Below are 12,362 nucleotides of genomic sequence, written 5' to 3' on the forward strand. Positions count from 1 at the left end.
TAGCCGCCGCCCAAGGGCGGGGGGACGGCGTGACGTCAGGGGAGCGGCGGTCCAATACTGAGTAAATCGAACTTGTCCTCACTTCCCGTTAGATCAGGAGGCGAGCCCTTCCGTGTCGTCGTCGTCATGGGGGCAGGTAAGGGGGGCTTATTAGATAGGTCTCGCCTAACATGCAATTATCGCTTGCAGTTCTTTGTAAGCTGAAAAAACGGACATTTCTGTCGTAACGTTGATATGTATGATCTTCGGCGTCATGGTTACTGTCGCATTAATAATTATGACGACGTTCCGCCAGAAGAAACCTGTGCGACGAGTGCGGGCGTCGTGAATTGCGGATTTCTACGTACGGACGAATTTACGATTGCCTACCGTTGTTCCACGCAGAAGGGGATCAGTCTCAAAGAGGTCTGAATGTCCTTCCAAGTTATCGCTCGACGCCAGAAGGGCGTTCGTGCGCTCCGTAACCCGCTCACGGGCGGCTTGATTATTGTTCTGTCAGCGGTGTTTGCGGCGCCTGCGGCGGCCCAGTCCATCGGCGGTCAGTTGGGCGTCGCCAGCGAATACGTCGGCAAGGGCCTGGGCAAGAGCGCCGGCGATCCCAGCCTGAACGCCAGCCTGGAAGCGTCGTACGGCGACTTTTACGGCAGCGTCTTCGCCTCGACAGCCAAGCTGTCACAGGGTTCCGACGCCGAGATCGTGACGGCCTTGGGCTGGCGGCCCAAGGCTGCAGGCGTCGCCTTTGATCTGTCGCTGGTGAACCGCGACCTGCCCGGCACGCGGTCGGGCGTCGACGCCAACTATTGGGAATATCAGGCCGACGCCGCCCGAAAGTTCGGGCGCGTCTCCGCGCGATTGCGGGTCAACTACACGCCGGACGGCTTCGCCGCGACCAAGGAGGCCTGGTGGATCGAGGCGCAGGCGTCGACGGCCCTGGGGCCGCGCACCAAGGCGTCGGCGGCCTTCGGCGTGCGCTCGGCGGACGGCGGGGCCGACTACAACGCCTGGAATCTGGGCGTGAAGCACAACCTGAACGAGCGATGGGCCGTCGACGCGCGCTGGTACGACACCGACAGCCACGAGCTTGGCGACAACTACGACGGGCGCCTGGTGGGGGCGCTGAGCTTCAACTTCTGATCGAAAGCCGGTTCGGCTCTCAAGAGAATCTTCACGGGGGGTGAGTTAGATGGACGCCATGCTGAGCGACCTTAAGATCGAAAAGAAACTGATGGCGGCCTTTGCGGTCGTCATCCTGGCCATCGTCGCCATGGGGCTGACGGTGTTTTTGCAGATCAACGCCCTGGATGCGGCGCGGGCGGATCGATCACGCGCGGGCGTTGTCCAGCGCGAGGCCGAGGCGGCGCAGTTCTATCTGGCGCGGCAGGAGGCCAGCTATCGCGGCTTCCTGGTGTCGCGCGACCCCTACTATCTGACGCGGCTGGAAGAGCACCGCCAGAGCTTCAACAAGAGCCTGGACCGCGTGACGCAACTGGACCGCGCCAGCGCTGCGCAGGTGCGCGCGGCTCGAACCGCTGCGGATGAGTGGAACAAGCAGGTGGTCCAGCGCGGCCAGGCCCTGGTCGTGGATCAGGCCGGCTGGATGCAGGCCATCGCCATGGTCGGCCGCAACGGCGAGGCCGACAAATTCATCGACCCGGCCGAAAGCGCCCTGAACGGCCTGATCGAGAAGAAGGTCCAGGAAAGCCGTATCTATGGCGAGACCCAGGTGTCGGTCGCCAGGACGGCCCGCCTGGTGTTGATCGGCGGCCTGGTGCTGGCGCTGGCGCTGGCGGGCGGCATGGCCGTGATGCTGACCAATATCCTGGCCAAGCCGCTGACGGCGATGACGGCGGCCATGCGTCGTCTGGCGTCGGGCGACACCTCGGTGGCCGTGCCGGCCGCCGGCCGCAAGGACGAGGTCGGCCAGATGGCCGCCGCCGTCCAGACCTTCAAGGATGCGGCCATCGCTAAGGATCGTCTGGAGGCCGAAGCCGTCGCCCAGCGTCAGGCGGCCGAGGACGAGCGCGCGCGCGTCGAGGCGGAGAAGGCCCGCGAGGCTGAAGATGACAAGGTGGCCATCACCGCCCTGGCTCAGGGTCTGGAGGCCATGGCCAACGGCGACCTGACCCATCGCATCGATGTCGCCTTCGCACCCAAGGCGGCGCAGCTGAAGACCGACTTCAACGCCGCCATCGCCCAGCTGGAGAAGGCCATCGCCGCCGTGACGGCCAATGTCGCGGCCATCCGCTCCGGCTCGGGCGAGATCAGCCAGGCCTCCGACGACTTGTCGCGCCGCACCGAACAGCAGGCCGCCAGCCTGGAAGAGACCGCCGCCGCCCTGGACCAGATCACGGCCACGGTGAACCGCACCGCCGACGGCGCCCGCCAGGCCGCCGGCGTGGTGCAGCAGGCGCGCGGCGAGGCGGAAGCCTCGGGCGCGGTGGTCAGCGACGCCGTCGCCGCCATGACCGCCATCGAGCAGTCGTCCGACCAGATCGGCGCCATCATCGGCGTGATCGACGAGATCGCCTTCCAGACCAATTTGCTGGCGCTGAACGCGGGCGTTGAGGCGGCGCGCGCGGGCGACGCCGGCCGCGGTTTCGCCGTGGTGGCTTCGGAAGTGCGGGCCCTGGCCCAGCGCTCGGCCGGCGCGGCCAAGGAGATCAAGGCTCTGATCACGGCGTCCGGCCGTCAGGTGGAGCAGGGCGTGGCCCTGGTCGGCCAGACCGGCGAGGCGCTGGGCCGCATCGTCGCCGGGGTGGCCGAGATCGATGGTCTGATGTCGGAAATCTCGGCCTCGGCCCAGGAGCAGGCGACCGGCCTGCAACAGGTCAATGCGGCCGTGAACCAGATGGATCAGGTCACCCAACAGAATGCCGCCATGGTCGAGGAATCGACCGCCGCCAGCCACTCCCTGACTCAGGAAGCCGACGTGCTGGCCGCCTCGGTGGCGCACTTCAAGGTGATCCAGGCGGCGCCGTCGCGTCCGGTCGCTGCGCCCCGTCCGGTTGAGCCCCGTCGGGTTGAGCCCAAGTCCGCGCCGGCCGCCGCCGAAGCTGCGCCGGTTCGCACGCCTCAGCTGGTGTCCGAAACGGTCGCCGCCCTGAAGACCATGGGACGCGGCGGCGCCGCCCTGAAGCCTGAAGCCATCGAAGACGGCTGGGAGGAGTTCTGATGACGGCCACGGTCGTTCTGGCCCCGGTTCTGGACCTGCGTGCGGCCGAGCCGCTGAAGGGCGAACTGCTGGCGGCGCGCGGTCAGGCCCTGACGCTGGACGGCTCAGCCGTCGAGCGGTTGGGCGGGCTGTGCCTTCAGTTGCTGTTGTCGGCGATCCGCACCTGGCGCGCCGACGGCCAGGCTTTGACCTTCGTCAATGCGTCCGAGGCGCTGACGACCCAATGGAGCGCCTTCGGCGCTTCGCCCTCCGAGCTTTCCGCACAGGACGCCCTGCAATGACCAAGACCGTTCTGACCGTCGATGACTCGCGCACCATGCGCGACATGCTGATGCTGGCGCTCAAAGACGCGGGCTATCGCGTGGTTCAGGCCGAGGACGGCGTCCACGGGCTGGAGGTGCTTCAGGCCGAAAACCCGGACATCGTCATCACCGACATCAACATGCCGCGCATGGACGGTTTCGGCTTCATTGAGGGGATGCGGGCGGACCCAGCGTTCAGCGCCGTGCCCGTTCTGGTCCTGACGACCGAGAGCGACGCCGCCAAGAAGCAGCGCGCCCGCGAGGCCGGGGCCACCGGCTGGATCGTCAAGCCGTTCGACCCCGTGCGTCTGGTCGACGCCGTGCGCCGTGTGGCGGCCTGAGGATCTGAGACGATGAGCGACGATCCGTTCGAGGCGATCAAGGCGACCTTCTTCCAGGAATGCGAGGAACTGCTCGCCGATCTGGAAGGCAATCTTCTGACGCTGGAGTCCGGGTCGACGGATATCGAGGTCATCAACGCCGTGTTCCGCGCCGTCCACTCGGTGAAGGGCGGGGCGGGGGCCTTCGGGCTGGAAGACCTTGTGCGGTTCGCCCACGTCTTCGAGACGCTGATGGACGAGCTGCGCTCGGGCCGCAAACCGTGCGACGAGCCGACCGTGAAGACCCTGCTGCGCGCCGCGGACGTGCTGGCCGACCACGTCGCCGCCGCGCGCGGCGCGGGCGCGCCTGTCGATCCCGTGCGCTCGGCGGGCCTGGTCGCTGAACTGGAAGCCCTGACTTATGGCGGCGCCGCGCCGGTCGCGGCGGTAGAGCCGGAAGAGGACGACTTCGGCTTCACGCCCGTCGCCATGGATATGGGCGCGTTCGACGCCCCGGCGGGCTTGCCGGATCTGGCCGCCCTGGCGCCGCTGGCTGAGCTGGCGCCGCTGCCCGATCTGGCGGCCTCGGCCGTTTCGAGCGGCTGGAAGGTCGTCTTCCGTCCGCATCCGCGCCTCTACGCCAGCGCCAATGAGACGGGCCTGCTGCTGCGCGAACTGGGCCGCCTGGGCCCGACGCGGGTGCAGATGGACGACAGCGGCCTGCCGCTGCTGGACGCGTTGGAGCCGACCGACAGCCACCTGATCTGGACCATCGAACTGGACGCCGACGTCAGCGAGGCCGAAGTGCGCGAGGTCTTCGACTTCGTGGAGATGGATTGCGACCTGAGCGTCACGCCATTGGGCGATGCGGCCTCGGGCGAGGCCGCGCCCGCCGTCATGGCCGACGAGGATGACAGCGACGCTTCGGCCCTGGCCCGCGCCGCGTCGTCGGAACTGGACATCGCCGCCCTGCTGGCCTCGGTCGGCGCCGCGCCGACGGAAGCGCTTGCGCCTGTCGCTGTCGGGCCTGTCGCCGCCGCGCCTGTGATCGCTCCGACGGTTGCACCCGTCGCGCCGCCGCCGGTTGCGGCCAAGCCTGCGTCGGCCGCTCCGGCTCCTGCGCAGGCGGCGGCCCCGGCTGCTGCGGCGCCCGTGACCATCCGCGTCGATCTGGAGCGGGTGGATAGGCTGATCAATGCGGTCGGCGAACTGGTCATCCAGCAGGCCATGCTGGCCCAGCGCGTGACTGAAAGCGGCCTGGCCCGCTCGTCCGACATCGGCCTGGGTCTGGAAGACCTCGAACTGCTGACGCGCGAGATTCAGGACAGCGTCATGGCCATCCGCGCCCAGCCGGTGAAGTCGGTGTTCCAGCGGATGCCGCGCCTGGTGCGCGAGGCGGCCGAGGCCACCGGCAAGAAGGTGAAGCTGGTCACGTCCGGCGAGGACACCGAGGTCGACAAGACCGTGGTCGAACGTCTGGCCGAGCCGATCACCCACATGCTGCGCAACGCCATCGACCACGGGCTGGAAAGCCCCGAGGAGCGTCTGGCGGCGGGCAAGCCGGCCGAAGGCGCGGTGCGCCTGGCGGCCCTGCACCGCTCGGGTCGGATCGTCATCGAGATCTCGGACGACGGCAAGGGCATCAACCGTCCGCGCGTGAAGGGCATCGCCGTCGAGCGCGGCCTGATCGCCGAGGATGCAGTGCTGTCGGACGACGAGATCGACAACCTGATCTTCCTGCCGGGCTTCTCGACCGCGACCGAGGTGTCGGACCTGTCGGGCCGTGGCGTCGGCATGGACGTGGTGCGCCGCTCGATCCAGTCGCTGGGAGGGCGCATCTCCATCAGCTCGATTCCGGGCAAGGGCTCGACCTTCACCCTCAGCCTGCCGCTGACGCTGGCGGTGCTGGACGGCATGGTGGTCGGCGCCGCCGAACAGACCCTGGTCGCGCCGCTCGCCGCCATCGTCGAGAGCCTGACCCCGAACGAAGCTGACATCCACTATGTCGGCGGCGTTGATCCCGTGCTGCGTTTCCGCGAGGCCTTCGTGCCCTTGGTGGATGTCGGTCTGGTGATGGGCTTCCGCGACGCCCCGACCGAGCTGAAGGGCGGGGTGGTGATGATCGTCGAGACTGAGAGCCGCCAGCGCGCGGCCCTGTTGGTCGACGCCATCCACGGCCAACGCCAGGTCGTCATCAAGAGCCTGGAAACCCACTACCGCCACGTCGAGGGCGTGGCCGCCGCCACCATTCTGGGCGACGGCTGCGTGGCCCTGATCCTCGACATCGACGCCCTTGTGACCGCCAAGCGTTCCCGAACCCCGTCGCGTTCCGACCTGCAAATGGCGAGCTGAGACCATGACCCCGATTGAACAGACCCTGACCCCGAACGTCGCCGGGACCGACCGCGAACTGATCGCCTTCCGTATCGGCGAGCAGGAATTCTGCGTCGACATCATGAGCGTGCGCGAGATCCGCGGCTGGACGCCGGCCACGCCCCTGCCGCGCTCGCCCGCCTATATGAAGGGCGTGATCAACCTGCGCGGCGTGGTGCTGCCGATCATCGACCTGGGCGCCCGCTTCGGCCTGGTCACGAACGAACCGACCGAGCGCCACGTCATCATGGTGGCCCATGTGGGTTCGCGCCTGGTCGGCCTGCTGGTCGATGCGGTGTCGGACATCGTGCAATTGTCGGACGCGGCCATCCAGCCGACGCCGGACGTGGCCAGCGACCAGGTGAAGTCCTTCGTGAAGGGCATCTTCGCCGTCGAGGGCGGCCGCATGATCAGCCTGATCGACCTGGACCACGTCCTGCCGGAAAGCGAGGCTGCAGCGGCATGACGACCGTCGCCGGGCGGGAGGCTCTGGTCGAAGGCGAGTTCGTCTTCACGGCCGAGGATTTCCGCCACATCGCCCAGACCCTGCACGCTCATGCAGGCATCGCCCTCAGCGAAGGCAAGGCGGCGCTGGTCTATTCTCGCCTGGCCAAGCGGCTGCGCGTGCTGGGACTGCGCAGCTTCCGCGACTACTGCGCCCTGATCGACGGCGCAGAGGGCGTGGACGAGCGCCAGGCGATGATGGCGGCCCTGACCACCAACGTCACCCGCTTCTACCGCGAGCCGCACCACTTCGATCACCTGCGCGACAAGGTGATGCCGGAGCTGGCGGCCAAGGCGCGGGCGGGCGGGCGCGTGCGCCTGTGGTCCGCCGCCTGTTCGAACGGGCAGGAGCCGTATTCCATGGCGATGACGGTGCTGGACGCCCTGCCGGAAGCGGCGGAACTGGACGTGCGCATTCTGGCCACCGACATCGACCCGAACATGGTCGCCGAGGGCGCGGCGGGCGTCTATTCCGACGATCTTCTGGCCCCGGTCCCGGCCGCGTCGCGCAAGCATTTCGCGCCGGTCGCAGGCGCGCCCGGCCGGTTCAGCGCCGATGCGACGCTGCGGCGTCTGGTGACGTTCAAGGAGCTGAACCTGATCGGCGACTGGCCGATGCGCGGCCGCTTCGACGTCATCTTCTGCCGCAACGTGGTCATCTATTTCGACGACGCGACCCAGGAGCGGGTTTGGGGCCGGTTCACGCCGATCCTGAACCCCGGCGGCGTCCTCTACATCGGCCATTCTGAGCGGGTGACGGGCCCGGCGGCCCACCTGCTGCAGCCCGCGGGCCTGACCACCTACGTCAAGGGGGCGGGAGCATGAGCGCGGTCTCGGTCCTGGTGGTGGACGACAGCGCCACCATGCGCAGCCTGATCAGCGCCGTCCTGCGCCGCGATCCCGAGATCAATGTGGTCGGCACGGCCGCCGATCCGCTGGAGGCGCGCATGAAGATCAAGGAGCTGAACCCCGACGTCATCACCCTGGACGTCGAGATGCCCAATATGAACGGGCTGGAGTTCCTGGAGAAGATCATGCGGTTGCGGCCCATGCCGGTGGTCATGGTCTCGACCCTGACCCAGGCGGGGACTGACGTGACCCTGGCGGCGCTGGAGGTCGGGGCGGTCGACGCCGTGGCCAAGCCCGCGCCGGGCGTTCCGGCCCAGGAAGCCTTCGGCGACCTGGCCGAGAAGGTGAAGGTCGCCGCGCGGTCTCGTGTTCGCCCGCTGGAAGATCGCGCCGTCCGGGGGCACGAGGGCGTCTATCACGCCGACCCCAACCATGTGCTGGCGATCGGCTCGTCCACCGGCGGGGTCGAGGCCTTGCTGACCATACTGTCGGCCTTCCCGGCAGACTGTCCGGCGACGTTGGTCACCCAGCACATGCCCGCCAGCTTCACCAAGAGCTTCGCCGCCCGCCTGAACAAGGTCTCGGCCGCCACGGTCAGCGAGGCCGAGGACGGCGCGCCGTTGAAGCCGGGCCATGTCTATATCGCCCCTGGCGGCGAGGCTCACCTGGTCGCCTCGGGCGGGCGCTGCCGCCTGGTCGCCGCCGATCCGGTCAACGGCCACCGCCCCTCGGTCGACGTGCTGTTCGGCTCGGTCGCCCAACTGGGCCGCCCGATGACGGGCGTCATCCTGACCGGCATGGGCAAGGACGGGGCCAAGGGCCTGCTGACCATGCGCCAGGCCGGCGCCCGCACCCTGGGCCAGGACGAGGCGTCCTGCGTCGTCTACGGCATGCCGCGCGCCGCCTTCGAGCTGGGCGCTGTCGAGCGTCAGCTGCCCCTGTCCCGCATGGCCCCGGCCATTCTCGAATCCTGCGCCGCCCGAACGGCCGCGCCTCAGTCTGTCGCGTAAGGACGTTCATGCCCGCCGCTTCCGCCATTCGCACTCTTGTCGTTGATGATCAGCTGACGATGCGCTCGCTTGTTCGCGCCAGTCTGCAGCAGATCGGGGTGCGCGACATTGAGGAGGCCCCCGACGGCGAGGCGGCCCTGCGCTCCCTGCTGGTGCAGCCGGTTCACCTGGTGATCTCGGACTTCAACATGCCGAACCTGGACGGCCTCAGCCTGCTGCGGGCCATCCGGGCGCACCCGCCGATCTCCAAGACGGCCTTCATCATGCTGACCGGCCGGGCCGACCGCGAGCTGGTCCAGCGCGCCGTGCAGTTCGGCGTGAACAACTACCTGGTCAAACCCTTCACCACCGCCCAGCTGAAAGAAAAGCTGGAAGCGGTCTTCGGCACGCTGACGTGATCGGCGCGGCCGCTCAGCAGCCGGTCGAGCGGCGCGTGCACGTGGGGCAGGGCGATCATCATGTGTCGTCCGATCCCGACGTCGTGCTGACGACGGTTCTGGGCAGCTGCGTGGCCCTGTGCCTGCGCGATCCGGCGGCCGGGGTGGGCGGCATGAACCACTTCCTGCTGCCCGAGGGTTCGGGTTCGGGAACGGACGCCAGCCGCCGCTACGGCGCCTATGCGATGGAAGTCCTCATCAACGACGTGCTGAAGGCGGGCGGTCGGCGTGAGCGGCTGGAGGCCAAGCTGTTCGGCGGCGGCCGCATGTTCGACAGTCTCAGCGACGTGGGCGCCGCCAACGCCGATTTCGCCGAAAAATTCCTGGCCGACGAAGGGATTCCCGTCGTCAGCCGTAGTCTGAGAGGCGCGGGCGGGCGCCGTATTCACTATTGGCCGGTCAGCGGTCGGGCGCGTCAGCGCGTGGTGACGGACGGCGCGACCCTGCCGCCCGCGACGCCGCCGCCGCCGTCCGTCGCGACCGGCGATCTGGAGCTCTTCTGACATGGGCGAGAACGACAACCGCGACCTGTTGGCCGCCGTGGCGGCGGAACTGGCGGACATCCGCGTCGAGATCGAGGCGGCGGGCGGCCTGGTGTCGGAGGTCCTGCGCCAACTGCCGGCCGAGGCGCGGCTGGGCTATCTGACGCGCAGCCAGAGCTTCGACGTCCTGTCCCAGCGCATCGAGGCCCTGTCAGGCTTGGCCCAGGCCGTGGCCGACGATCAGCCGATGGACACCGCCCTGGCGGCTCTGCCCCTGGCTGAGATGGCGGAGCGGATGCAGGAGACGGCCCACCGCGCCCGGCCTGGCGCGACGCACGCCGCCGACGCGGACGACACCGAGCCCGCCGCGGCGGCGGGCGTGCTGCATCTATTCTGAACCATGGCCGACGACCGCATCAATCTGGAGCAATCGACGGTCCTGCTGGTGGATGATGCGCCGCAGGCGCTCGACATGCTGGGCTCGATCTTCCAGGGCTTCGGCGTCAAGGAGCAGATCAAATGCCCCTCGGCCGTCGAGGCGGTGAAGATCCTGCAGCAGCGCCCGGTCGATCTGGTCGTTATCGACTGCGGCGATCCGGAGATGGACGGCTACGCCTTCACCCGCTGGCTGCGGCGCGAGACGCCCGCGCCCCTGCGCTACACCCCCGTCATCCTGGTGACCGGCCACGCCTCTCAGGCCAAGGTGCAGGAGGGGCGCGACTGCGGCGTCAGCTTCGTGGTCGCCAAGCCCCTGACGCCTGCCGTGCTGCTGAAACGCATCCTGTGGCTGGCGGGCGACGAGCGCGAGTTCGTCGAGTGCGAGACCTACGTCGGCCCCGATCGGCGCGTGCGCAACTTCGGCCCGCCGGTCGGCATGACCGGGCGCCGCAAGGGCGATCTGTCGGCCCATGTCGGTCACGCGGTTGAGGAAAACATGGATCAGGCCGACATCGACATGCTGTTGAAACCGCAGAGGGTGTCGCTGTGAGCGAGGTCCGGACGCAGAAGATCCGGACGTCTCTGGCGCAGCAGATGGCTCAGCCGGGCGGGCGGACGCTGGCGGATGTCGAACGCCGCGCCAATGAGCGTTTAGGCCGTCACAAGACCGAGGTCATGGCTGAGATCGAAGCCGCCGTCGCGGGGCTGGAAGGGCTGTGCGCCGCACGGTCGGAGGCGTCGGCCGCCGAGGTCTATCGGCTGGCGTCGCGCATTCTGGATCTGGCGGGTTTCTTCGACACCGGACCGCTGTTTGACGCAGCCTACAGCCTCGCCGACGTGTCGGACCGCATGGCGGCGGCCGACGCCTGGGACTGGCCGCCGGTTCAGGTGCACGTTCAGGCTCTGCGGCTGATCCTCAAGGCCGGCTGCGAACGCAACGCGGCCACGGACCATCTGCTGGCCGGGCTGAAAGCCGTCGCGGCGAAGACGCGCGCCTGAATCCCTTCTCCCCTTGAGGGAGAAGGTGGCTCGCGGAGCGAGACGGATGAGGGGTGTCGATGCGACGCCTGAAAATCAATGACCCAAGGGGGCGCCGTGTTCGGATACTGAGGCGCTGACACCCCTCATCCGAGCGCCTCTGGCGCCCACCTTCTCCCTCAAGGGGAGAAGGAAGCCGTCAGCCGTAGCGGGCGATGCCCAGGTCGGCGGTTTCGATGTCGGGGGTCTGGCCGCTGATCAGGTCGGCGATGACGCGGGCCGAGCCGCAGGCCATGGTCCAGCCCAGCGTCCCGTGGCCGGTGTTCAGGAACAGGTTGTCCAGCTTGGTCTTGCCGATGACCGGGGTGCCGTCCGGCGTCATCGGGCGCAGGCCGGACCAGTAGCTGGCTGCCTTCAGATCGCCCGCGCCGGGGAACAGCGAGCCGACCGAATGCTCCAGCGTGTTGCGGCGCTGTTCCGGCAGGACGTTGTTGTAGCCCGAGATTTCCGCCATGCCGCCGACGCGGATGCGGTCGCCCAGGCGGGTGATCGCGACCTTGTAGCTCTCGTCCATGATGGTCGAGACGGGGGCGGCGGGCTCGTCGATGATCGGGGCGGTGATCGAATAGCCCTTCACCGGATAGACCGGCAGGGTCATGCCCAGCGGCTTGACCATCTGCGGCGAGTACGAACCCAGCGCCAGCACATAGGCGTCGGCCGTGACCACGCCCTTGTCGGTCTTCACGCCGGTGATGCGGCCGCTTTCGGCGATCAGGCCCTGAATGGTCGTGCCGTACTGGAAGGTCACGCCCTGCGCTGTCGCATGATCGGCCAGGGCGTTGGTGAATTTGAAGCAATCGCCGGTCTCGTCGCGCGGCAGGCGCAGGCCGCCGACGAACAGGTCGCGGGTGGCCTTCAGGCCCGGCTCGGCGCGGATGCAGCCGTCCTGGTCCAGCACCTCGAACGGGACGCCGCCTTCGCGCAGGACTTCGGTGTCCTTGTAGATGCCGTCCAACTGCTTTTGCGTGCGGAACAGTTGCAGCGTGCCCTGGGTGCGGTGGTCGTACTCAAGGCCCAGTTCTTCGTTCAGGGCGGTCTGCACCACCTGGCTGTAGTCCGCCAGGCGCACCATGCGCGCCTTGTTCAGCGCATAGCGGCTCGACGTGCAGTTCCGCAGCAGGGCCAGCAGCCAGCGCACGGTCGGGGCGTTGATCTGGGGGTGCAGGATCAGCGGGGCGTGGCGCATGAACAGCCACTTCACCGCCTTGGCCGGAATGCCGGGCGCGGCCCAGGGCGAGGAATAGCCGGGCGAGATCTCGCCGGCGTTGGCGAAGCTGGTCTCCAGCGCCGGGCCGCTCTGGCGGTCGATGACGGTCACCTCATGACCCTGGCGGGCCAGGTAGTGGGCGGTGGTCACGCCGATGACGCCGGCGCCGAGGATTGCGATCTTCATGGGTCTTGACCTTACGCGAACCAGACGCGTGGCTCCCTAGACCA

Annotated in this window: 14 protein-coding genes; 13 read left to right on the forward strand and 1 reads right to left on the reverse strand. The window is 68.3% G+C overall.

The genetic code is table 11. The features are described from left to right. Positions 1-411 precede the first annotated feature (411 nt). From FM111_RS14855 to FM111_RS14915, 13 genes are read left to right on the forward strand one after another with little or no spacing between them, the layout of a single operon-like run. Positions 412-1,134, forward strand: a complete 723-nt coding sequence (locus FM111_RS14855; RefSeq protein ID WP_087141700.1) for a TorF family putative porin — start codon at positions 412-414, stop codon at positions 1,132-1,134. 49 nt (positions 1,135-1,183) lie between these two features. Beyond that, positions 1,184-3,172 (forward strand): methyl-accepting chemotaxis protein, encoded by a 1,989-nt coding sequence (locus tag FM111_RS14860; RefSeq protein WP_087141701.1) that lies wholly within the window; start codon positions 1,184-1,186, stop codon positions 3,170-3,172. Further along, a complete protein-coding gene (locus FM111_RS14865) occupies positions 3,172-3,453 on the forward strand; it encodes an STAS domain-containing protein (RefSeq protein WP_087141702.1) in 282 nt (93 codons plus the stop codon). Before FM111_RS14860 ends, FM111_RS14865 begins: the two co-directional genes overlap by 1 nt. Further along, on the forward strand, positions 3,450-3,815 hold the full coding sequence (locus FM111_RS14870) for a response regulator (RefSeq protein ID WP_040346123.1): 366 nt from the start codon (positions 3,450-3,452) through the stop codon (positions 3,813-3,815). Before FM111_RS14865 ends, FM111_RS14870 begins: the two co-directional genes overlap by 4 nt. Positions 3,816-3,827: 12 nt before the next feature. Next, a complete protein-coding gene (locus FM111_RS14875) occupies positions 3,828-6,146 on the forward strand; it encodes a chemotaxis protein CheA (protein ID WP_087141703.1) in 2,319 nt (772 codons plus the stop codon). Positions 6,147-6,150: 4 nt separating this feature from the next. Continuing rightward, positions 6,151-6,633: a chemotaxis protein CheW gene (locus tag FM111_RS14880; RefSeq protein ID WP_087141704.1), complete on the forward strand. Its 483-nt coding sequence runs from the start codon at positions 6,151-6,153 to the stop codon at positions 6,631-6,633. Further along, positions 6,630-7,496, forward strand: coding sequence for a CheR family methyltransferase (locus FM111_RS14885; RefSeq protein ID WP_087141705.1), 867 nt, complete (start codon positions 6,630-6,632; stop codon positions 7,494-7,496). Before FM111_RS14880 ends, FM111_RS14885 begins: the two co-directional genes overlap by 4 nt. Next, positions 7,493-8,530 carry a protein-glutamate methylesterase/protein-glutamine glutaminase gene (locus tag FM111_RS14890; protein WP_087141706.1) on the forward strand — a complete coding sequence of 346 codons (1,038 nt, stop codon included), beginning with the start codon at positions 7,493-7,495 and terminating at the stop codon, positions 8,528-8,530. The genes FM111_RS14885 and FM111_RS14890 overlap by 4 nt, the downstream gene beginning before the upstream one ends. Positions 8,531-8,538: 8 nt before the next feature. Next, the gene (locus tag FM111_RS14895; protein ID WP_003166009.1) at positions 8,539-8,928 is read left to right on the forward strand and encodes a response regulator; all 390 of its coding nucleotides are present in this window, start codon (positions 8,539-8,541) and stop codon (positions 8,926-8,928) included. Further along, positions 8,925-9,470 (forward strand): chemotaxis protein CheD, encoded by a 546-nt coding sequence (locus FM111_RS14900; RefSeq protein ID WP_087141707.1) that lies wholly within the window; start codon positions 8,925-8,927, stop codon positions 9,468-9,470. The genes FM111_RS14895 and FM111_RS14900 overlap by 4 nt, the downstream gene beginning before the upstream one ends. 1 nt (position 9,471) lies before the next feature. After that, positions 9,472-9,846 carry a hypothetical protein gene (locus FM111_RS14905; protein ID WP_087141708.1) on the forward strand — a complete coding sequence of 125 codons (375 nt, stop codon included), beginning with the start codon at positions 9,472-9,474 and terminating at the stop codon, positions 9,844-9,846. Between the two features lie 3 nt (positions 9,847-9,849). Then, entirely contained in the window at positions 9,850-10,437 is a 588-nt protein-coding gene (locus tag FM111_RS14910) for a response regulator (RefSeq protein WP_087141709.1), read from the forward strand. Continuing rightward, complete coding sequence (locus FM111_RS14915; protein WP_087141710.1) at positions 10,434-10,886, forward strand: chemotaxis protein CheE; 453 nt, start codon at positions 10,434-10,436, stop codon at positions 10,884-10,886. The genes FM111_RS14910 and FM111_RS14915 overlap by 4 nt, the downstream gene beginning before the upstream one ends. Before the next feature lie 178 nt (positions 10,887-11,064). On the opposite strand, the gene FM111_RS14920 is transcribed toward FM111_RS14915, so the two are convergent. Further along, on the reverse strand, positions 11,065-12,342 hold the full coding sequence (locus FM111_RS14920) for a D-amino acid dehydrogenase (protein WP_373407982.1): 1,278 nt from the start codon (positions 12,340-12,342) through the stop codon (positions 11,065-11,067). Positions 12,343-12,362: the final 20 nt, after the last annotated feature.

This window comes from Brevundimonas diminuta 3F5N, from assembly GCF_900163625.1.
Classification (GTDB): Bacteria; Pseudomonadota; Alphaproteobacteria; order Caulobacterales; family Caulobacteraceae; genus Brevundimonas; species Brevundimonas diminuta_A.

Coding starts and splice junctions, on each gene's coding strand:
- FM111_RS14855 (WP_087141700.1), top strand. CDS start 412: ATGTCCTTCCAAGTTATCGCTCGACGCCAGAAGGGCGTTCGTGCGCTC.
- FM111_RS14860 (WP_087141701.1), top strand. CDS start 1,184: ATGGACGCCATGCTGAGCGACCTTAAGATCGAAAAGAAACTGATGGCG.
- FM111_RS14865 (WP_087141702.1), top strand. CDS start 3,172: ATGACGGCCACGGTCGTTCTGGCCCCGGTTCTGGACCTGCGTGCGGCC.
- FM111_RS14870 (WP_040346123.1), top strand. CDS start 3,450: ATGACCAAGACCGTTCTGACCGTCGATGACTCGCGCACCATGCGCGAC.
- FM111_RS14875 (WP_087141703.1), top strand. CDS start 3,828: ATGAGCGACGATCCGTTCGAGGCGATCAAGGCGACCTTCTTCCAGGAA.
- FM111_RS14880 (WP_087141704.1), top strand. CDS start 6,151: ATGACCCCGATTGAACAGACCCTGACCCCGAACGTCGCCGGGACCGAC.
- FM111_RS14885 (WP_087141705.1), top strand. CDS start 6,630: ATGACGACCGTCGCCGGGCGGGAGGCTCTGGTCGAAGGCGAGTTCGTC.
- FM111_RS14890 (WP_087141706.1), top strand. CDS start 7,493: ATGAGCGCGGTCTCGGTCCTGGTGGTGGACGACAGCGCCACCATGCGC.
- FM111_RS14895 (WP_003166009.1), top strand. CDS start 8,539: ATGCCCGCCGCTTCCGCCATTCGCACTCTTGTCGTTGATGATCAGCTG.
- FM111_RS14905 (WP_087141708.1), top strand. CDS start 9,472: ATGGGCGAGAACGACAACCGCGACCTGTTGGCCGCCGTGGCGGCGGAA.
- FM111_RS14910 (WP_087141709.1), top strand. CDS start 9,850: ATGGCCGACGACCGCATCAATCTGGAGCAATCGACGGTCCTGCTGGTG.